Below are 20020 nucleotides of genomic sequence, written 5' to 3'. Positions count from 1 at the left end.
GTTCCGCTTCCCCCGATGTGCGCCGTGCTCCCCCGAATATGCGCTTGGTCAGGCAAGAAGGCTCTCCGCTCTTGGCCCCCTCCACACCCCTCATCACGTAATCTCCCCGTTCCGAGTGAACGCGCGCTCTCGGGCGGTGGGCCGCCTGTCGGTGGCGCATGCGAGGATGAGGCAGCGCGTTTGACGGGCGCGACGGGTGTGACGAGGCAGAAGGGCCGTGACGGACGTGAGTGAGAATCAGAACCTCCTCGCGGAGCAGCGCCGCGCCCTGATCCTCGATGAGGTACGCCGTCGGGGCGGGGTCCGCGTCAATGAACTGACCCGCAAGCTGGGTGTGTCGGACATGACGGTCCGCCGCGATCTCGACGCCCTCGCGCGCCAGGGCGTCCTGGAGAAGGTGCACGGCGGCGCCGTCCCGGTGGTCGAGGCGAGCACGCACGAGCCGGGGTTCGAGGCCAAGTCGGGGCTGGAACTGAACGCCAAGGAGGACATCGCGCGCACCGCGGCCTCCCTGGTGACGCCCGGCACGGCGATCGCGCTCTCCGGCGGCACGACGACGTACGCGCTGGCCCACCATCTTCTGGAGGTGCCGGACCTGACGGTGGTGACGAACTCGGTGCGGGTCGCTGACGTCTTCCACTCCGCGCAGCGCACCTCAGGTCGGCGTCAGGGTGCGGCCACCGTGGTACTCACGGGCGGCGTGCGCACCCCGTCGGACTCATTGGTCGGCCCGGTCGCCGACCAGGCGATCGACGCGCTGCACTTCGACGTGCTCTTCCTGGGTGTGCACGGCATATCGGCGGAGGCCGGTCTGTCCACGCCGAACCTCGCGGAGGCGGAGACCAACCGGCGTCTCGTGCACTCGGCGCGGCGGGTCATCGTGGTCGCCGACCACACCAAGTGGGGGACGGTGGGCCTCAGTTCGTTCGCCACCCTGGAGCAGGTCGACACGCTCGTGACGGACGCCGGACTGCCCGCGGAGGCGCGGGCGGAGATCTCCGAGCATCTGCGGCGCCTGGTGGTCACCGGCGAGTCCGAGGAGCCGGGACCGGGCGAACAGGACGAACACGGCGAGAGCATCGGTCGGGCGGAGAACGCCGGGAGCACCGCAGACATCTGACGGTCCGCCAGCTATGGTGACGGTGGCCGGTCAACCACCCGATTCCGCTTGGGGGCTGAGTGAGATGGCACGCCGACTGAGGCCCGTGGGGCTCGAGTTCGCCGAATCCGCTCCGTTGCGTCTGGTGTTCGCCCGTGAGGTGAGTGCGTCCCCGGAGGCGGTGTACCGCGCTCTCGCCGACGACATGGCCGACTGGCCCGAGTGGTTCACGGCGGTCACCCTGTGCCGGCCCACGGACGACGGCAAGGGCCGCGAGGTCAGACTCAAGGGCGGCACACGCTTCTGGGAGACGGTCGTGGCGGCCGACCCGGCACAGCGGTACGCCTACCGCGTCGACGAGTCGAACGCCCCGGGCCTGCGCGCCCTGCTCGAAGAGTGGCGGCTCACCCCGGCCGGGACAGGCACCCGAGTGCAGTGGACCTTCGCCGCGGACGGCGCCGCGCCCTTCCGCTTCGCCCTGAAGTTCGGCAGGGCGGGTCTTGGGCGGGCGTTCCGCGACGCCGTCACGGCCCTCGACCGACGCCTCGCCGCGGCCAACGCCTGATCCCCACAGGGGATTTGAGGGGTTCTAGGTCCAGGTGCCGGTCGCGAGGAGCGTCTCGATCGAAGCCGCGTAACCCGTGATGTCCAGACCCTGTTCGGCCAGCCACGCGTCCGAGTAGTACTTGTCCAGATAGCGGTCACCCGGGTCACAGAGGAGCGTGACGACGCTGCCCGTGCGGCCCGCGGCCACCATCTCGGCGACGATCTTCAAGGAACTCCACAGTCCGGTTCCGGTGGAGCCGCCCGCCTTGCGGCCGATCGCCTGCTCCAGGGCGCGTACGGCGGCGACGCTCGCCGCGTCCGGCACCTTCATCATGCGGTCGATCGCGCCGGGCACGAAGCTCGGCTCCATCCGGGGCCTGCCGATGCCTTCGATGCGGGAGCCGCAGTCGCTGGTGGCGTCCGGGTCGTGGTGGGTCCAGCCGTCGAAGAAGCAGGAGTTCTCCGGGTCGGCGACGCAGAGCCGGGTGTCGTACTGCATGTAGTGGACGTAGCGGGCGATGGTCGCCGACGTGCCGCCCGTGCCCGCCGTGGCGACGATCCACGCGGGTTCCGGATAGCGCTCCAACCGCATCTGCTGGTAGATCGATTCGGCGATGTTGTTGTTGCCGCGCCAGTCCGTGGCCCGCTCCGCGTAGGTGAACTGGTCCATGTAGTGGCCGCCGGTCTCGACGGCGAGGGCGGCCGATTCGGCGTACATCATGCGCGAGTCGTCCACGAAGTGACATCGGCCGCCGTGGAATTCGATCAGGCGGCACTTCTCGGCACTGGTCGTGCGGGGCATCACCGCGATGAAGGGCACCCCGATCAGCTTGGCGAAGTACGCCTCGGAGACGGCTGTCGAGCCGCTGGAGGCCTCGATGACCGGCCGCCCCGGCCGGATCCAGCCGTTGCAGAGTCCGTAGAGGAAGAGCGAACGGGCCAGACGGTGCTTGAGGCTGCCGGTCGGGTGGGTGGACTCGTCCTTGAGATACAGGTCGATGCCCCACTGTTCCGGCAGCGGGAAGCGCAGCAGATGCGTGTCGGCGGATCGGTTGGCGTCGGCCTGGACCTTGCGTACGGCTTCTTTGAGCCAGACTCGGTACTCCGCGTCGCTGCGGTCCACGTCGAGCGTGGTCATCGGCTCATCGGCTTGTTCCTGCTGTGTGGTGCTCACCGCGCGGCTCCTTGGCGTCAACCTGGCCGCGCTCCGAGCGGGCCCGACGCCTCGATGATAGACACCTTGCGCACGCTTCTCACCTGCATAAACACACCTTTGAGACCCTCAAAGGCACACCTGGCCCAGTAGGCTGAAACAGAGGCACGGCACACTGGACGGTGGACGGCGTCCATGTGTGACCACGTCTTCATACGCACTGGTGCTCGCCGCCAGGTGCGTGCAGACTGCACCGCACGGGACGGCGGTCTCGTACCGAACGACCACTCGAATCGCTCAAGGGGGCGGAACGTCATGGCGGAGCCGGATTTCACGGCCACAGGCGTGCAGATCGGACGACGGCTACGCTCCCTCACCCGGGCAGGTCAAATCCGTATCACCGACGGCAGGTTCGAGCTCCTGACCAGTTACGGCCGGGAGATCGACAGCGCTCCGGTCCAGACAGTGCGGGCCGGCAAGCCGTGGTTCGCCGCCGACGACCGGGCCCTGGCCGAACTGAACGGCACGCGCTACCGGCTCACCCTCGCCGATCACGACCCGGCCCCGGGCAAGTCGGGGCCACCCACGGTACGCAGGTTCATCGACGCGGTAAGCAGGGCCGGAGGCCACAGGGCCCGCGTCTGAGAGCCCACCGGCTCCCGGCAGGTGCGGCGCGAGTTGCATGCCCGCACCCCCTGAGTCATTCTGGTCTCACATCACTCTGGGTTCACCGGCGATGACGCTGCGAACCAGCCCGCCGGCTACTGACAGCAGTCGGCAGACCCCGCGGCCGCTGCTGGATCCGATCGTCGCCTTCTTCCGGACCGCAATTCGGGGAGTCGCACCCGTGATCAGCCAGCCAAGCAGGTATTGCACGGTAGAGCTCCAGGCCCTGCCGTCGCGGATCGGCCAGGTCCGCAGAATCGTATCGGCGCAGTTGCGCTACTGGCATCTCGATCCCCTGATAGACCAGGCCGCGCTCGGCGTGACCGAGCTCCTGACCAACGTGCACCGGCACGCACAGCCGGACAAGGTGTGCACCGTGGAGATCGAGCTGCTGCTCGACCGCCTCACGGTCTCCGTGCACGACCACGACCCCCGCCTTCCCGAGGTGCACGACGCGGAACTGTTCGCGACCTGTGGCCGCGGGCTCGCCATGGTCGCCGCGGTCAGCGAGAGCTGGGGGGTACGCCCCCACGGTGACACGGGCAAAGTCGTCTGGTTCACCCTTCCTGCCCCTACGCCCGCCGTCGCGCCGCCGTCCACGTTCCCGGCGTACGGCGCGGCCACGGAGGGCCCTTTCGCGGAACTCGGCGCCGGGCGGCAGTCCCTCGCCGACGGGCACGCGCCCGGACACGCTCCCGCCCGGTCGGCCGTTGTCGGCTGACCGGGCGGTGACAGGCTCCGCCGGGCGGGCGTCCTACGTCACTCGGTGGCGATGGCACGCAGCACGTCCAGGCGTGCGGCCCGCCGTGCCGGACGCAGACCCGCGAGGGCTCCCGCCGCCAGGCCCACCAGGACGACCACCGCCAGTTGTACGGGCGGCACCGCGAACGCGAAGGCACTGCTCGTCGCGCCGTCCGCCGCCTTGACGAGCACCCAGCCGAGGAAGCCGCCGAGCGCGAGGCCACCGGCCGTGCCGAAGGCCGCGACCAGCACCGACTCCCAGCGGACCATGGCCCGCAGCTGCGCCCTGGTCTGCCCGACGGCCCGCAACAGGCCCAGCTCACGGGTCCGTTCGTGGATCGCGAGGGTCAGCGTGTTGGCGATGCCGAGCAGGGCGATCAGGACGGCGAGCGCGAGCAGGGCGTAGACCAGCGTCAGCATCATGTCTATCCCACCCGCGGCGGATCGCGCGTACTCATCACGGGTCTGCACATCGGGATTGCCGTATTTCTGCGCGACCTCGGAGACCGCGGCCTTGCCGTCGTCCATACTCACGCCGTCCTTGAGGGACACGGAGACGAGGCTGTCCGCGTCCTGCACGCGGTGCGGCGCCCAGGCCTCGCGGGTGATGACGTAGTCCCCGGCGAGTTCCGACCTGCCGTACAGCGCGCGGACCGTGAAGGTGGCCTTCTTGCCGTCGGCGAAGGCGAGTTCGGCGTTGGAGCCGACCTTCAGGTTCTGCTTCCCGGCCTCCGTGCGGGTGATCGCGATGCCGTTCGTCCCGAGGCCGTCGAGGGACCCGTCGACCTTGCCGAGGTCGAAGGACTTGGCGAAGGGGGCCGGGTCCGTGACGGTCAGGGCGCGCCCTTTCCCGTCGACCTCTGCCGCGCCCTTGCCCAGTCCGACCGCGGTCGCGACCTCGGGCCGCTCGGCGAGCGCGGGGGCCAGCTTGGGGCTGAGTCCGCTGCCGCCCGCACCGAAGCCCGGGGTACTGACGGCCAGGTCACCGGCGAAGGAGCGGTTCACCGTCTGGTCCATGGTCGCCTTCAGCGAGGCGCCGAAGACCGTGAAGAGCGAGACGACGGCGACACCGATCATCAGGGCGCTCGCGGTGGCGGCGGTCCGTTTGGGGCTGCGCAGGGCGTTGCGCCGGGCGAGTCCGCCCGTGACGCCGCGCAGCCGGTCGAGGGGCCCGCCGAGAACGCGTACCGCCCGCGAGGACGCGACGGGCCCGAGCACGACGAACGCGGCGAGCGCGAGGACCGCCCCGGCACCGGCCGACCACACGGACGGGCTGACGAGAACGCCGGTGAGTGAGAGGCCCACGGCCGCGACCGCGAGGCCCGCGCCCACCATGGCGCGGGTGCGCGATGCCCCGGAGTGGTCGACCGCCGTCTCACGCAGGGCGGCCAGGGGTGCGGTGCGCCCGGCGCGGACGGCGGGCAGCAGGGCGGAGCCCAGGCAGACCACGATGCCGACGGCCAGGGGCAGCAGCATCGACAGGGCGCTGACCACCAGGTCGCCCTCGGGGAAGGGGAATCCGATGGCGGGGAAGAGAACCTGCAGCCCGGCCGCGATCCCGATGCCGCCCGCGAGGCCCGCGGCGGACGCCACCACGGCGACCACGGCGGCCTCGACCAGGGTGGAGGCGGTGACTTGCCGTCGCGAGGCGCCGAGTGCGCGCAGCAGGGCGTTCTCGCGGGTGCGCTGGGCGACGACGATCGCGAAGGTGTTGTGGATGCTGAAGGTGGCGACGAGGAGAGCCACACCGGAGAAGACGAGCAGGAAGCTGGTGAAGAGCGTCAGGAACTGGCCGGAGATGTTGTCGGTGTTCTCCGCCGCCGACGCCTCCCCGGTGATCGCCTCAACTCCCCTGGGGAGTACGGGACTCAGTGCGTCGACGAGTTGCCGCTCGCTCACGCCGGGCCCGGCCCGCACCTGGATGGACGCGGCCTCGCCGGGCTTCGGCGTCAGGTACTTCTCCGCGTCGGCCAGGGTCATGCCGGTGAAGGTGGTCTGCGCCATGCCGTCCTCGCCGCCGAAGGTCGCGAGGCCCACGATCGTCACCTTGACGGGGTCGGGGGTGCGCAGCGTGGTCGTGTCACCGATCTTCAGGTCACCGGCTTCGGCGGCGCCACGGTTGACGACGACCTCGCCCGACTCGGCGGGGGCGCGGCCTTCGGCCAGCTGGTAGGCGTTCAGCTCGCTGTCGTCGATCCAGTTGCCGGCGAGGGTGGGCGGGCCTTCGCCGCCGATGGGCTTCTTGTCCTTGCCGAGGAGCTGGCCCGCGCCCTGGATGGCGGGCGCGGCGGCGGCGACGCCGTCGGTCCGCTCGATCTTCTCCGCGAGCGAGGTCCTGACGGGCCGCCGGGTGCCCTGGCTGTCGTCGGGGGTGGTGAGGGAGTCGGCGCTGCGGACGACGGCGTCGGTGCCGCTCGTCGCGTTGCCGAACATCGTGTCGAAGCTGCCGCGCAGGGTGTCGCCCATGACGAGCGTGCCCGCCAGGAAGGCGACACCGAGCATGACCGCCAGGAACGTACCGGCGAAGCGCCGCTTGTGGCCGCGCAGCGAGGAGAGGCTGATGCGGGTGGACGCGCTCAAGGAACTCATGACGGCGCTCCCCCGGTACCGGGTGTGGACGGGGCCTTCGTGTCGAAGGCCTTGAGCCGGTCGAGGACCTTGTCCGCGGTCGGGTCCGTCATCCGGTCCACCAGGCGGCCGTCGGCCAGGAAGACGACCTCGTCGGCGTGGGCGGCGGCCACCGGGTCATGGGTGACCATGACGACCGTACGGTCCATCTGCCGCACCGCTCGGCCGAGGAGGCCCAGGACCTCCTCGCCGGAGCGCGAGTCGAGGTTGCCGGTCGGTTCGTCGGCGAAGACGACGTCGGGGCGGCCCGCGAACGCCCTTGCCACGGCGACGCGTTGCTGCTGTCCGCCGGAGAGTTCGGCGGGCCGGTGGTGAAGGCGGTCGCGCAGTCCGACCACATCGATGAGGGCATCGGTCCACTCGGCCGACGTCCCGTCATCGCGCTTCCCGGCCAGGTCCATCGGAAGCGTGATGTTCTCGGCCACGGTCAGCGTCGGCACCAGGTTGAAGGCCTGGAAGACGAAGCCGATACGGTCTCGGCGCAGCAGCGTGAGGCGGCGGTCGTCGAGCGCGCCCAATTCGGTGTCGCCGATATGGGCGGATCCCGAGGTGAGGGTGTCGAGGCCCGCGGCGCAGTGCATCAGGGTGGACTTGCCCGAGCCCGACGGTCCCATGATCGCGGTGAAGCGCCCGGCGGGAAAGCCGACGCTCACCCCGTCCAGGGCCGTTACGGCGGTGTCGCCCTTGCCGTAGACCTTCACGGCCTCGGTGACACGGGCGGCGTCGAGGCTGGTCGTGCCGTGGTGTCCACGTCCGGTCGCGACAGTCATGCCGCACCGCCCTTGGAGGTGTGTCCGAACTCCTCGTTCAGGACGGAGAGGCGCCGCCAGTACTCGTCCTCGTCGATCTCGCCGGAGGCGAAGCGACGGCCGAGCACGGCGATGGGGGACTTCTCGTCGATGCGTACGTTCCGCTCGTCCCGTTCGGCACCGCCCCGCTGCCACGGCGTGCGGCGGCCCCGCCACACGGTGCGGCGCAGGAGGGTGATGCCGCCGATCACGACGGCGGCCCAGATGAGCGGGAAGAACAGGATCCACGGGCCGGGCCCGCCGTCGAAGTGAGCCAGGGTGTTCATGGTGTCCATCTCCTCGGGGTGATTTCTGCGGTGTTGCTGTGTTGCGGTGTCTTGAGCGACGTATTGAGCAGTGTCTTGAGCGACGTATTCAGACTCGCGCTCCGAGGGGGTCCCGGTCGTCGTACGGCCAGCGGCAGTGCGAGTACCACGCCGGGAGTACGTGGGGGCTGCGGGGCTGCTCCCTGTGGGGTCGGTCGGGGCCGGGTCTCGGCACCGGCAGCCGCCCTTGCCTGGACGTCTGTACCTACTAGTATGTACAGTACGTTCATGAGCACCCCGGAGCGTCTGATCGAGTCCACCCGCGAACTGCTGTGGGAGCGCGGTTACGTCGGCACGAGCCCCAAGGCGATCCAGCAGCACGCGGGTGCCGGACAAGGCAGCATGTATCACCACTTCACCGGGAAGCCCGACCTCGCGCTCGCCGCGATCCGGCGCACGGCGGACGAGCTGCGCGCCACGGCCGAGGGCGTACTCGGCGGCACCGGATCGGCGTACGAACGCATCGAGGCGTACCTGCTGCGCGAGCGCGACGTACTGCGCGGCTGCCCGGTCGGCCGGCTGACGATGGACCCGGACGTCATCGCGAGCGACGAGCTGCGCGCGCCCGTCACCGAGACGCTCGACTGGCTGCGGGACCGGATCGCCGGGATCGTCGAAGAGGGACGGGAGCGGGGCGAGTTCGCGCTCTCGCTCGACGCCCAGGCGATCGCGGCGACGGTCGTCGCGACGGTCCAGGGCGGCTATGTACTGGCCCGGGCTTCGGGGTCACCGGCGGCTTTCGACGCGGGCGTACAAGGGTTGCTCGCGCTCCTGTTTGCCGCCACCACCCCTCCCGCGTAAAAGACTTCGCCCGCGAGAGAGCCTTCGCGCCTCCCTCTTCCTCACCTCCGCAAAGGACTTGAAGAGCAGTGCACATCACGCGCAACCGCCCTGACACCCAGGCAGGCCCCGCCGCGAACTTCACCGGCACCGTGTGGCTGGACGAGATCGCCGCGCCACCCGCGCCCTCCCGGCTGCGGATGTTCAACGTCCACTTCGCCCCGGGAGCGCACACCGCCTGGCATCGCCACCCGCACGGCCAGGTCCTGCACGTCCTCGAGGGCGAGGGGCTCGTACAGCGCGAGGGCGGCGAGGCGGAGAGGATCCGCGCGGGCGACACCGTCTGGATCGAGCCGGACGAATGGCACTGGCACGGCGCGGGCCCCCGCACCTTCATGACGCATCTGGCGGTCGTCGAGGCGACTGACGACGGCACGACCACGCACTGGGACGCGCACGTGAGCGCGGACGAGTACCCGGCGGCTTGAGCTCGAGGAGCGAACCACCATGCACGCGATGCAGTACGAGATCACGCTTCCGTCCGACTACGACATGGAGATCATCCGCAACCGGGTGGCGACCAAAGGCCATCTGCTGGACGACTGTCCGGGCCTCGGCGCCAAGGCGTATCTGATCCGCGAGCGCGGCATCGACGAATCCCCCGTGAACCAGTACGCGCCCTTCTACCTCTGGAACACCTCCGAGGGAATGAACTCCTTCCTCTGGGGCCCGGGATTCCAGGGGATCGTCGACGACTTCGGGAGACCTGAGGTGCAGCACTGGACGGGTCTGGCGTACGCGGACGGGGCCGGAGCGGGCGCGTCCACGAGGGCGACGAAGACCGCGAAGGCCGCGATACGGCGTCGCACACGCGTCCCTGCCCCCACCCGCGTGGGCGGCCTGGCAGAGGAACTGGCCAACGAGACACATGAGTTGATGCACCAGGAAGGTGCGATCTACGCAGCGGCCGCCATCGACCCGCGCACGTGGGAGGCGCTGCTGTTCTCAGTCTGGGACCACGAATCACCCGAGGGGCAGGGAGACGTGTTCCAGGTGTTGCACGTATCGGCTCCGGAGCGGTCGCTGCTCCCCGAGGGTCGGCAGTGGTGAGCACAGTGGACACCTCCCGCAGCGACAGCGCGGTCCATACGACCCGGACGGTCCGCACCGTCCTCGGGGACATCGCCCCCGGGGACCTCGGAACCTGTGACGCCCACGATCACCTTTTCCTGACGAGCCCTCAACTCCCGGGTCAGGAACTGAATTCTGCCACCTCTGCGACACAGGAGCTCGCGGCCTTCCGGTCGGTCGGCGGCGAGAGCCTGATCCAGTGGACACCACACGGAATGGGACGCCGCGCGGGGGAACTGCCCGAGCTCTCCCGGACGTCAGGCGTGCGGATCGTCGCCGCGACAGGCCTCCACCAATCCGCCAACTACGCGCCGGAGCTGCTGAACCGCTTCCGCGCCGACGGACTCGCGGACCTCTTCGTCAGGGAGTTGACCGAGGGCATCGCCGACACGGGGGTTCGGGCCGGGCTGATCAAAGTCGCGGGCAGCTTCCACGGCCTGGACGCGCACGCCCGCTGGACGATGGACGCGGCAGCCGAGGCCCACCACGCGACGGGCGCGCCCATCGCCGTCCACCTGGAACTCGGCACCGGCGCACTGGACGTACTCGACTTGCTGTGCGGCGAGTTGAACGTACCGCCCGACCGCCTGATCATCGGCCATCTGAACCGATCCCCCGACCTCGCGATCCACCACCAGGTCGCCGAAGCCGGCGCCTACGTCGCCTTCGACGGCCCTTCCCGCGCGCATCACGCCACGGACTGGCGCATGCCGGAAGCCGTACAGACCCTGGCGAAGGCGGGCTTCGCCGACCAACTGCTCCTGGGCGGCGACACGACGACGTCCGGAGCACGCGCGGTGAACGGCGGCCCCGGGCTCCCGCACCTGCTGCGCGGAGTTCGACCACGGCTCGAACTCGCCGCGGGCAAGGACGTGGTGGAGCGGATGCTGACGGTGAATCCGGGGCGGGCGTTCGCGGTGCAGTGGGCGTAGGGCCGGGGGCCGATCGGCTACGGGGCCGGTCGGTTGTTCGATCGGCCCCCTCGCCGCCGTAGCTGAACCGAGCGGGGGCCACTCAGACGAGTGCGGCCTGCAAGCGTGCCTCCAGGTGCGCGAGCAGCCGCGCCGGTGCGTCGCCCTGGATCGTGTGGCCGGCGTCGTCCACCCAGTTCAGTTCGGCGTGCAGGATCCGCGTGCGCAAGAACTCGGCGAACTCCGTTGGCAGCAGGCGGACTTCACGGCCCCAGATGATGCGGGTCGGCACGTCCACCTCACCGAGGAGGGGCTCGAGCTCGTCCGTCTGTCCGTCTGTCCGTCTGCCCGTCTGCCCGCGCAGGAGGACCACCGGGTCCCCCCTCCCCAGACGAAGCCCACCTCACGTAACCGTCCGGCGTCTCGAACTTCTCCGCCAACTGCCCGGTCACTGAGTGCCTCCGGCTGCTTGGAATCCGTTCCGCCGGTCTCGCTTCGAGGATCGAGGATCGAGGATCGACGTTACTAGTAGAGCCCATTAAGAGGTAACTCTGAATTTTCGTATTGCACTGCCCGTTCCAAAACCGGTAGCGTACCGACATGGCCCGACCGAGAACCTTCGACGAGGAACGGGCCCTGGACGCGGCGATGCGCGCCTTCTGGGCGAATGGCTACGAGGCCACCTCGACCCAGGATCTGTGCCACGCCACCGGCCTGGGCCGCAGCAGCATCTACAACACCTTCAGCAGCAAGCACGAACTGTTCCAGCGAGCCCTGGCCCGCTACATGGACTCCATGACGTCCGCCCAGGTCGAGATCCTGGAAGACGCCGAGCGCCCCCCGATGGAGCGTATTCGCGCCCTGTTCACCCGAGTCGTCAACTCCGAGTTCGAGTGCCGCGAGGACGGGCACAGCATCGGCTGCCTGACCGTCAACACGACCGTGGAACTCGCCGGGCGCGACCCCGAGGCCGCCGACATGCTCGCGCGTGACCTCGCGGTGCGACTGGCCGCGATCAGTGCCGTCATCCGCGCGGGGCAGAGCGGTGGCGACATCACCTCCACGCGGGACGCGACCGACCTGGCCCGCTTCCTGAACGCCATCATCGGCGGCATGCGGATCTCGGCGCAGGGCGGTGCCGATCGAGCCACGCTGACAGCCATCGCCGAGACCGCCCTGGACGCACTGAACCGCTGAACCGTCGAACCGCCGAACCGCCGACTTTCCGGTGCGCTGATTCTCGCCAACCGATCACCGGCCAACCCGGCCTCTCCCCACGCCACAGCGCACCGCGCAGCGCATCGCACCACACCGCGCACCGCGAAGCTCAGCGCAGCCACTCCCCATCAGGCCTACCGACCTCCGCACGTCCTCGTTTTGTACTGCTCAGTTCATAACCTGAGTCGTAACCGAGTTCACAGCGTGCCCTCCAGCCGCCCACCCCTAGCCCACCCCTACAGGAGCCCCCATGCCCCGCGCCGTCCATCTCCTGGCCCTCGGCATCTTCGCCATGGTGACCAGCGAGTTCGTGGTCGCCGGTCTGATGCCGCAGATGGCAGACGGACTCGACGCCACGATCCCGGAGATCGGCTACCTGATCACCGCCTTCGCCGCAGCGATGGCCTTCGGCGGTCCCTTCCTCACCATCGCGCTGCTGAAGATGCGTCAGAAGTCGGCTCTGATAGCCCTGTTCGGTATCTTCCTGGCCGGCAACATCCTCGCCGCCCTCGCCCCGGACTACCGCACCATGCTGGTGGCCCGCGTCATCACCGGTATCGCATCGCAGGCCTTCTTCGGCGTCGCCATCTCGCTGTGCGCACGGCTGGCCCGTCCCGAAGTGCGGGGCAGGGCCATCGCGGTGGCCCTCAACGGGCTGATGCTGGGCACGCTCCTCGGCCTGCCGCTCTCCACCGTCATCGGTGAACACCTGGGCTGGCGGGCCGCGTTCTGGGCCATCACCGGTCTGACCGTCCTCGCCGCGATCGCCACCCTCGTCGGGGTGCCGCGCGTGGAGAGCGCCGACGATGGCGGTGGCGACCTCCGCCAGGAGCTGGGCGCCTTCCGCAGCCCCCGGCTCTGGCTGACCCTCACCACAAGCACTTTCGTCATCGGCGCCACTTTCTCCGCCTTCAGCTACCTCAACCCGATCCTCACCGAAGTCACCGGTTTCTCCACCGGCACCGTCCCCCTGCTGCTGATCGCGTACGGAGCGGCCACCGTCGTCGGCAACACCGTCGTCGGCCGGTTCGCCGACAAGCACGCCGTCCCGGTGCTGCTCACCGGCCTGCTGCTCAATCTGGCGTTCCTCGTGGGCTTCGCCGTTCTCGCCCAACTGAGCTTCGCCGCCGTGGTGTTGATGATGGGGATCGGCCTGGTCGGGGTCACCATGAACCCGGCCATGGTGACGCGGGTCCAGCGCACGGGGAACGCCCGGCCGCTGGTCAACACCGTCCACTCGTCGTTCATCACCCTCGGCATCATCATCGCGACATCCGTCGGCGGACCCGCCATCGATGCGTTCGGGCTTCGGGCGCCGCTCTGGATCGGCGCCGTCCTCGCCGCACTCGGCCTCGTCACGCTGCTGCCCGACCTGAAGCGGCTGCGCGGCGGCCGAACCACCCACGCCACGAGTGACGTTGATCCTCAGAGCCCGGCATCCGCACCCGTATCCGCATCCGCTTCCGCATCCGCGAAGAAGTCCACCCCCGTCTAGCCCAGCACCCCGAGGGGGTCGTCGAGCACCGGCTGCCAGGCCAGCTCGGCGGCTCCCACCAGGCTGTTGTGGTCCAGCGTGCACGCCAGGATCGGTACGCCGCCGCTGCGCCCCCACAGGCTCCGGTCGGCGACGACGGCACGCAGCCGCTCGGGGTCCGCCTCCAGGAGCGCGCGGTGCAGGCCGCCGAGGATGATGCGGTCCGGGTTGAGGATGTTCACCAGGCCCGCGAGTCCCAGGCCGAGGCGGTCGATCAGTTCCTCTGCGGCCGAGCGGACCGCGGGGTCCCCTCCCCCGTCGCTGAGCAGTTCGCGGGCCTGCTGCAACAGCCCCTCGGGACCCGGCTCGCGACCCGCCGCCGTAAGGAAGGCCAGCGGGTCCGTCTCGACGTCCAGACAGCCCCGGCTCCCGCAGTGGCAGGGGCGGCCCTCCGGATTGACGGTGAGGTGGCCGACCTCGAGCGCGAGGCCCGAACTGCCCGTGTGCAGGCGCCCGTCGAGGACGAGCGCGCCGCCCACCCCCCGGTGTCCGGTCGCCACGCACAGCAGATCGCGGGCGCCGCGCCCCGCGCCGTGGCGGTGCTCGGCAAGGGCCGCGAGGTTGACGTCGTTGGCGGCGAACGCCGGTCCCGTGATGCCCGCGTCCCGTACGCAGTCGGCGAAGATCTGGCGCACCTGCGAGCCCGCGGGCCACGCCAGGTGCAGCGGATTGAGCGCGGTGCCGTCCGGTTCGGCGACGGCCGACGGCACCGCGAGGCCCGCGCCCACGCACCGCCTGCCGGTCTCCCGCAGCAGTTGCGCACCCGCGTCGATGACCGAGCCGAGCACCTGCGCCGGGTCGGCGTCGATCGTCTCGCAGCCGGGCGCGGTGGCGACGATCCGGCCGCCGAGCCCGACGAGCGCGGCCCGGAAGCCGTCGGAGTGCACCTGCGCGGCAAGCGTCACAGGACCGTCGTCCGCGATGGAGAGGCCGTGCGAGGGGCGGCCCTGGGAGCCCGCGGGCGCGCTCGGCCTCGCGTCGATCCGGATCAGGCCGAGCGCCTCGAGCTCGGCGGCGACGGCGCCCGCCGTGGCGCGGGTGACGCCGAGTTCGGAGGTGAGCACGGCACGGGTCGGGGCACGCCCGGTGTGGATGAGCTCAAGGGCGGGACCGAGCGCGCCGCGCCCGCGCTCCAGGCGGGCGCGCGTGGACAGATCCCCCTCGGTGCGGGGGGCAGCCTTGCCGTTCATGAGGGCGAGTCTCCCATGATCCGTACGCCGCCTCGCCGTTCAGTCGTCATCTGCTCGTGCACCGCTCTTTCACTGCCCTTCCCCTGCCGTCCCACGTGAACCTTCCGCCCACCGGTGACCGCCGCCTCACAGGAACTGTCTTGTACGCCACGGGTGCGCACCTCTACTCTGATTTTGTGCCGCTACTAAACAAAACCACGTCCGCAGCGTCGCGGGCCACTCCCCCGAGCCTTGTCCGGCTCCGTGTCGCGCTCACTGTCTTCTTCGCGCTCGACGGCTTCGTCTTCGCCGGATGGGTCGTCCGCATCCCCGCCATCAAGGAACAGACCGGTGCGTCGGCGAGCGGTCTCGGCCTCGCACTGCTCGGCGTCTCCGCCGGTGCCGTGATCACGATGACGCTCACCGGACGCCTCTGCCGCCGCTTCGGCAGCCATCCGGTGACCGTGGCCTGCGGGGTGCTGCTGGCACTGAGCATCGCGCTGCCGCCACTGACACATTCGGCACTCGCGCTCGGGCTCGTACTCCTGGTGTTCGGAGCCGCCTACGGCGGGATCAACGTGGCGATGAACAGCGCAGCCGTCGACCTCGTGGCCGCCCTACGGCGCCCGATCATGCCGAGCTTCCACGCCGCGTTCAGCCTCGGCGGCATGGCCGGTGCCGGGCTCGGCGGACTCATCGCGGGCTCCCTGTCCCCCACCCGCCACCTGCTCGGCCTCACCGCGATCGGCCTGCTCGTCACCGCCGTCACGGGACGCGCACTCCTGCGCCTCGAACCGCCCGCGCGACCGAGTGACGCCGACGGCGCGGACAGCACCCCGCGGCGCCTCGACCCCCGCACCCGCCGCATAGTGATCGTCTTCGGCCTCATCGCCCTGTGCACCGCCTTCGGCGAAGGCGCACTCGCCGACTGGGGCGCCCTCCACCTCGAGCAGGACCTGGCCGCCACCCCCGGCATCGCCGCCGCCGGCTACTCCTGCTTCGCGCTCGCCATGACCATCGGCCGCCTCAGCGGAACCACCCTGCTCGAACGGCTCGGCCAGACCCCCATACTCGTCGCCGGCGGCACCACCGCCGCCGCCGGCATGCTCCTCGGCGCACTCGCCCCCACCGTCTGGCTAGCCCTCATCGGCTTCGCCGTCACCGGACTAGGACTCGCCAACATCTTCCCCGTCGCCGTCGAACGCGCCGGCGCACTCGCCGGACCCAACGGCGTCGCCACCGCCTCCACCCTCGGCTACGGCGGCATGCTCCTCGGACCGCCCGCCATCGGCTTCATGGCCGACTGGTTCACCCTCCCCATCGCCCTCACCAGCGTCGCCGTACTGGCAGGCCTCGCCGCGCTGATCGGACTCACCACGCGTCGATAGCGAGAATGGCCGTTCTCGTACACGCGATGTGGTGTCACCGCAGCCTGGGCAGCAGTTGGTCGCCGATCCGGCGGGTCTCCTCCTTGTAGGGCGTGTCGGACAGCACGAAGTGCGTGACGCCGAGCGCCCGGTAGGCGTCGAGTGCCGCAGCCACGTCGTCGGGCGAACCGACGAGCCATGTGGTCCCCGCTCCCCCACCGCCGAACCGGCCCGGCGCGGTGTAGAGGCAGGTGTCGAGGACCTCGCCGCGCTCGGCCAGGTCGAGGAGCCGCCGTTGGCCGACCGCTGTCCTGCGATTGCCCATCCACGTGCCGATCTCGCCGGAGTCGGCCGCCATCTTGGCGACCTTCTCCTCCGCCGCGCGCCACGCCTCCTCGGTGGTGTCGCGCACCACTGTGGTGATCCGCAGCCCGTACTCCAACGGGTCATGGTGGCGCCCCAGTTGCTCGCTCAGCGTCTTCAGGCGTGCGATGCGTTCGGCGATTCCCTCAAGCGGTTCGCCCCAGAAGAGCTGTACGTCGGCCTCTGCCGCCGAGACGCGTTCGGCCGCCTCGGACGCGCCTCCGAAGTAGAGCGTCGGGTGCGCCCGCTCGTCGCCGGCGTAGGGGCGCGGGCTGACCGTCGAGCCGGTGACGTGGAAGTGCTCGCCCTGGAACGTGACGTTCTCCTCGGTCCACAGGCGCCGCACCAGATGCAGGAACTCCTGGGTGCGGGCATAGCGCGCGGTGGGGTCGACCTTGGTGTCACCGTAGGCGGCCGGGCTGTCGACGCCGCTGACGATGTTGACCAGGACGCGGCCGCGGCTGAGCTGGTCGAGCGTGGCGGCGGCGCCGGCGAAGTGAGCGGGTTGCCAGTAGCCGGGGCGGACTGCGATCAGGGGCTTGAACGTCGTGGTGCGCGCGGCCAGGGCGGTGGCGACAGTGAAGGTGTCCGGGCGTCCCCAGCCGGTGCCGATCAGCGCGCCGCCCCAGCCGTGGTCCTCCGCCGTCCGGGCGAGTTCGGTCGAGTACTCGATGGACCCCCAGCCGGATGTCGTGTCGTCACCGCGGTGACCGGCCTGGACGGTGTTCGGGATGTACCAGAGGAATTCCGGGCGCATCAAAGCTTCCGATCGCTGTGCGGACGGTGACCGGCGCGGCGGGTGTGCCGGTCGGTGAAGGTTTCAGCCGGGTGAGTGGCGTTGGGGGGGGCTTGACGCTCTCGTTCGCCGCCGCGGGCATCGGAGGGGGACGAGCGGTCGCGGCGCCTCGCAGTCGTGAAAGGACCAGGGCGACTTCCTGAAGCGTGCCGATCACCCGGGAGTTGACGAGTCCTGCCGCGATCTCCTGCACCAGCCGGGCCCCGAGCACCGTGCCCGGCCCGCCACCGGTCGTGGCCGCCACCCCCGCGCGGAGCGGTGCGGCAGGACGTCGAGCGGGCCGGTTCGGGCGCGCAGGACGAGGAGTGGTCAGCTACACACCGCGGTGGCGACGCGCATCAGATCGATGGCCCGTCGCTTCCGGAACCGCTGGCAGATCCACATGTCGCCGAAGCTATCCCGGCGCCAAACTCCGTTCAAGACACATGTGTCGCGCGCCACCATGTTGCAACGACGCCGTCATGGGCCTGCCATGCGCCCGTCACGACCTCCGGTGGCGCCACGCGATCCCGTGTCGGCGGGCCGCCGGTCCTCGGCGTCCGACAAGCCGACGCCGCTCGGCCAGCCTTCATCACGCGCCACACACATCACACGCGCATCGCGAGTCGCATTTTGCGTCACCGGCAGCCCGGGATTACGCTTGTGTTGCACAATACAACTATTACGGTCGCGTCCCGCCCCGCCTCCGCCGCCAGCAGCTCACTCCCCCGCGGGCCCCGGTGAGACCTCCGACGCCTGAGCCGACGTCCCGGGACGCGCCGCGCGACCGCTGCCAGGTCCAGCTCCTCCCGGCATCCTCACCACGCAAAGGCGGCAGCATCCATGAGCGCCGAAGAACTCACCGCCCGCATTCAGCAGGCCATCGCCCACCCGCTCTCCCGCGACGAGGGCTTCGACATCCACCAGGCCCTGCGCGAGGTCCTCGGCTCGGTCGGACTCCAGCCCGAGGACGGCGGCGGAGAGATCACCTTCATCGGCAGCGACCCGATCGTCCCGAGCATCATGCGTCTGGGCGCCGTCCCCGCCCTGGGCATGACCGCCAAGTCCGTCGCCCTGGCGGCACTCTGGCGGCAACGCGGCGGCGAGGGCCAGGACATCGCCATGGACCTGCGCAAGGCCCCACACCGGCTCTGCCCCTTCTACGACAAGAAGTGGGAACTGCTCAACGGCTTCCCGGGCGGCACCCCATCGGATCCGGCGAACCCGCTCGGCTTCGACTTCTACCGGACACGCGACGGCCGCTGGGTCATGCCGCTCAACCCCTACCCGAAGATCAAGAACGCCGTCTACAAGCTCCTGCGCACCTGGCCCGAGAAGCAGGCCGTGGCGGACGCGGTCGCCACGTGGGACGCCGCCGACCTGGAGCAGGCCGGCGACGAGATCGGCGTGGTGATGCCCATGCTGCGCACCACCGAGGAATTCCTCAGGGAACCGGCGTACGAGCACATCGCCGGGGAACCGCTCATCAAGATCGAGAAGATCGGCGACAGCGAGCCCGAACCCCTCACCTCCGCCGCCGACCAGCCGCTCTCGGGCGTACGCGCCCTGGGCATGGGCCACATCATCGCGGGCGCCGGTGTCGGCCGCGATCTCGCCCAGCACGGTGCGGACGTGCTGAACATCTGGCGGCCAGGCGAGCTGGAGCACGACTCCACGTACAACAGCGCCAACGTCGGCGTCCGTTCCACGACCATCGACCCGTACGGCCCCGAAGGGCAGGCGCGGATCCACCAACTGCTGCGTGACGCCGACCTCTTCTACGCCAACCGCCGCCCCGGCTACCTGGAGAAGATCGGCCTGAGTGCCGAACAGGCCGCGGCGATCCGCCCCGGCATCATCCACGTCAGCCTCTCCCTCGCCGGCGAGAGCGGCCCGTGGGCGCACCGCGTCGGCTTCGACCAGACCGCCGGGGCGCTCAGCGGCATCATGCTGATGGAGGGCGAGGACGGTGTCACGGCCGGGCCGACCAGCACGCCGGGCCTGCCGTACATCAGCGTCGTCAACGACTACGTCCTGTCCTGGCTGGCCACCACCGGCGCGCTCGCCGCCCTGATGCGCCGCGCCACCGACGGCGGCAGCTACCGCGTCACCCTCAACCTCACCCGCATCGCCGCCTGGATCCTCAGCCTCGGCGTCTTCGACCGCGCCTACGCCCGGGAGACCGCCCTCAACCCCGACCCCGGCTCCCCGCACGCCTACCTCGACCCGGACACCTTCACCGCCGACACCCCCTGCGGCCACTACCAGGGCGTGACCGACCAGGTGATCATGTCCAGGACCCCCGGCCGCTTCCGCGACATCCTGGTCCCCCGCGGCAGCGGCGCCCCTGTCTGGCTCCCCCGCCACAGCTGACCGACAGCCGAGGACGCGGGCATCCATTCGGGCCGACTCCCCTGCTCGCAGGCTCCGTGTACCACAGCGGCAGGAGTCCGGGTTGCTGGACGGGTCTGCATGGCCTGTTTCCGGCCTAGTTATCAGCGCCTGGACGCCTTGGAATTGCCGGTGCCGACAGCCCAGAGAAATCCCATCACCACAGCTCACGAGGCACGTCTTACGCGCCGAGGCACCCGTGCGCCGTCACCGATCGATCGACCCAGTCTCAACAGTTCAGCACAAATTCCACACAGACCCTCTACACGCTGATCCCGATGGTCTAAATTGACCGTGCTTCAGCAGTTCGGACATGAAGCGACGAATGATGATCTATAGGTCCGGAGTCGGGAAAGCCAGCAATCGTGTCCCCGGCACCAGACGTGGGGGGATCACTTCTTGAAACCCGAACGGGGGCCTTGGGTGTGGGGAAC

The 20020-nt window shown here is 70.1% G+C and carries 19 protein-coding genes; 12 read left to right on the top strand and 7 right to left on the bottom strand.

What is annotated here, in order from left to right; all coding sequences use genetic code 11:
* The first annotated feature begins 226 nt into the window (after positions 1-226).
* Positions 227-1120, top strand: coding sequence for a DeoR/GlpR family DNA-binding transcription regulator (locus ACZ5CR_RS29855; protein WP_468862994.1), 894 nt, complete (start codon positions 227-229; stop codon positions 1118-1120).
* A 64-nt stretch (positions 1121-1184) separates the two neighbouring features.
* Positions 1185-1664 carry an SRPBCC family protein gene (locus ACZ5CR_RS29850; protein ID WP_468862993.1) on the top strand — a complete coding sequence of 160 codons (480 nt, stop codon included), beginning with the start codon at positions 1185-1187 and terminating at the stop codon, positions 1662-1664.
* Between the two features lie 24 nt (positions 1665-1688).
* Here the strand turns inward: ACZ5CR_RS29850 and cds1 are convergent, their stop codons facing one another.
* Positions 1689-2783, bottom strand: a complete 1095-nt coding sequence (gene cds1 / locus ACZ5CR_RS29845; RefSeq protein ID WP_468863215.1) for an L-cysteine desulfhydrase Cds1 — start codon at positions 2781-2783, stop codon at positions 1689-1691.
* 330 nt (positions 2784-3113) lie between these two features.
* Between cds1 and ACZ5CR_RS29840 the strand changes: the two genes are divergently transcribed.
* Both ACZ5CR_RS29840 and ACZ5CR_RS29835 read left to right on the top strand, forming a co-directional pair.
* Positions 3114-3443, top strand: coding sequence for a hypothetical protein (locus tag ACZ5CR_RS29840; RefSeq protein WP_468862991.1), 330 nt, complete (start codon positions 3114-3116; stop codon positions 3441-3443).
* Between the two features lie 202 nt (positions 3444-3645).
* Positions 3646-4185: an ATP-binding protein gene (locus tag ACZ5CR_RS29835; protein ID WP_468862989.1), complete on the top strand. Its 540-nt coding sequence runs from the start codon at positions 3646-3648 to the stop codon at positions 4183-4185.
* A gap of 38 nt (positions 4186-4223) precedes the next feature.
* On the opposite strand, the gene ACZ5CR_RS29830 is transcribed toward ACZ5CR_RS29835, so the two are convergent.
* Genes ACZ5CR_RS29830 through ACZ5CR_RS29820 form a run of 3 tightly spaced genes read right to left on the bottom strand, consistent with a single transcriptional unit; the run spans position 4224 to position 7908 of the window.
* Positions 4224-6785: an ABC transporter permease gene (locus ACZ5CR_RS29830; RefSeq protein WP_468863213.1), complete on the bottom strand. Its 2562-nt coding sequence runs from the start codon at positions 6783-6785 to the stop codon at positions 4224-4226.
* Positions 6786-6790: 5 nt separating this feature from the next.
* Positions 6791-7603, bottom strand: coding sequence for an ABC transporter ATP-binding protein (locus ACZ5CR_RS29825; protein ID WP_468862987.1), 813 nt, complete (start codon positions 7601-7603; stop codon positions 6791-6793).
* A complete protein-coding gene (locus tag ACZ5CR_RS29820; protein ID WP_468862984.1) occupies positions 7600-7908 on the bottom strand; it encodes an SHOCT domain-containing protein in 309 nt (102 codons plus the stop codon). Before ACZ5CR_RS29820 ends, ACZ5CR_RS29825 begins: the two co-directional genes overlap by 4 nt.
* 267 nt (positions 7909-8175) lie before the next feature.
* On the opposite strand from ACZ5CR_RS29820, the gene ACZ5CR_RS29815 reads away from it, so the two are divergent.
* The 4 genes from ACZ5CR_RS29815 (at position 8176) to ACZ5CR_RS29800 (ending at position 10790) form a co-directional block, all read left to right on the top strand.
* Complete coding sequence (locus ACZ5CR_RS29815) at positions 8176-8748, top strand: TetR/AcrR family transcriptional regulator (RefSeq protein ID WP_468862982.1); 573 nt, start codon at positions 8176-8178, stop codon at positions 8746-8748.
* A gap of 68 nt (positions 8749-8816) precedes the next feature.
* Positions 8817-9215 (top strand): (R)-mandelonitrile lyase, encoded by a 399-nt coding sequence (locus tag ACZ5CR_RS29810; protein ID WP_468862979.1) that lies wholly within the window; start codon positions 8817-8819, stop codon positions 9213-9215.
* A 19-nt stretch (positions 9216-9234) separates the two neighbouring features.
* The gene (locus ACZ5CR_RS29805) at positions 9235-9837 is read left to right on the top strand and encodes a DUF4865 family protein (RefSeq protein WP_468862977.1); all 603 of its coding nucleotides are present in this window, start codon (positions 9235-9237) and stop codon (positions 9835-9837) included.
* Entirely contained in the window at positions 9834-10790 is a 957-nt protein-coding gene (locus ACZ5CR_RS29800) for a phosphotriesterase family protein (protein ID WP_468862975.1), read from the top strand. The genes ACZ5CR_RS29805 and ACZ5CR_RS29800 overlap by 4 nt, the downstream gene beginning before the upstream one ends.
* Positions 10791-10872: 82 nt before the next feature.
* Here the strand turns inward: ACZ5CR_RS29800 and ACZ5CR_RS29795 are convergent, their stop codons facing one another.
* Positions 10873-11142: an alpha/beta fold hydrolase gene (locus ACZ5CR_RS29795; RefSeq protein ID WP_468862973.1), complete on the bottom strand. Its 270-nt coding sequence runs from the start codon at positions 11140-11142 to the stop codon at positions 10873-10875.
* Positions 11143-11369: 227 nt separating this feature from the next.
* Between ACZ5CR_RS29795 and ACZ5CR_RS29790 the strand changes: the two genes are divergently transcribed.
* Positions 11370-11966 carry a TetR/AcrR family transcriptional regulator gene (locus ACZ5CR_RS29790; RefSeq protein ID WP_468862971.1) on the top strand — a complete coding sequence of 199 codons (597 nt, stop codon included), beginning with the start codon at positions 11370-11372 and terminating at the stop codon, positions 11964-11966.
* A gap of 271 nt (positions 11967-12237) precedes the next feature.
* On the top strand, positions 12238-13482 hold the full coding sequence (locus tag ACZ5CR_RS29785; RefSeq protein ID WP_468862969.1) for an MFS transporter: 1245 nt from the start codon (positions 12238-12240) through the stop codon (positions 13480-13482).
* On the opposite strand, the gene ACZ5CR_RS29780 is transcribed toward ACZ5CR_RS29785, so the two are convergent.
* Complete coding sequence (locus tag ACZ5CR_RS29780; RefSeq protein WP_468862967.1) at positions 13479-14711, bottom strand: ROK family protein; 1233 nt, start codon at positions 14709-14711, stop codon at positions 13479-13481. The two genes, ACZ5CR_RS29785 and ACZ5CR_RS29780, sit on opposite strands and share 4 nt — an antisense overlap.
* A gap of 176 nt (positions 14712-14887) precedes the next feature.
* On the opposite strand from ACZ5CR_RS29780, the gene ACZ5CR_RS29775 reads away from it, so the two are divergent.
* A complete protein-coding gene (locus ACZ5CR_RS29775; RefSeq protein WP_468862965.1) occupies positions 14888-16078 on the top strand; it encodes an MFS transporter in 1191 nt (396 codons plus the stop codon).
* A 34-nt stretch (positions 16079-16112) separates the two neighbouring features.
* Here ACZ5CR_RS29775 and ACZ5CR_RS29770 read toward each other — a convergent pair whose 3' ends face one another.
* A complete protein-coding gene (locus ACZ5CR_RS29770; RefSeq protein ID WP_468862962.1) occupies positions 16113-17177 on the bottom strand; it encodes an LLM class flavin-dependent oxidoreductase in 1065 nt (354 codons plus the stop codon).
* A gap of 861 nt (positions 17178-18038) precedes the next feature.
* On the opposite strand from ACZ5CR_RS29770, the gene ACZ5CR_RS29765 reads away from it, so the two are divergent.
* A complete protein-coding gene (locus ACZ5CR_RS29765; protein WP_468862960.1) occupies positions 18039-19568 on the top strand; it encodes a CoA transferase in 1530 nt (509 codons plus the stop codon).
* Positions 19569-20020 lie beyond the last annotated feature (452 nt).

It is taken from the genome of Streptomyces sp. NPDC031274, assembly GCF_055570235.1.
This window is presented reverse-complemented; position numbering and strand designations above follow the sequence as displayed.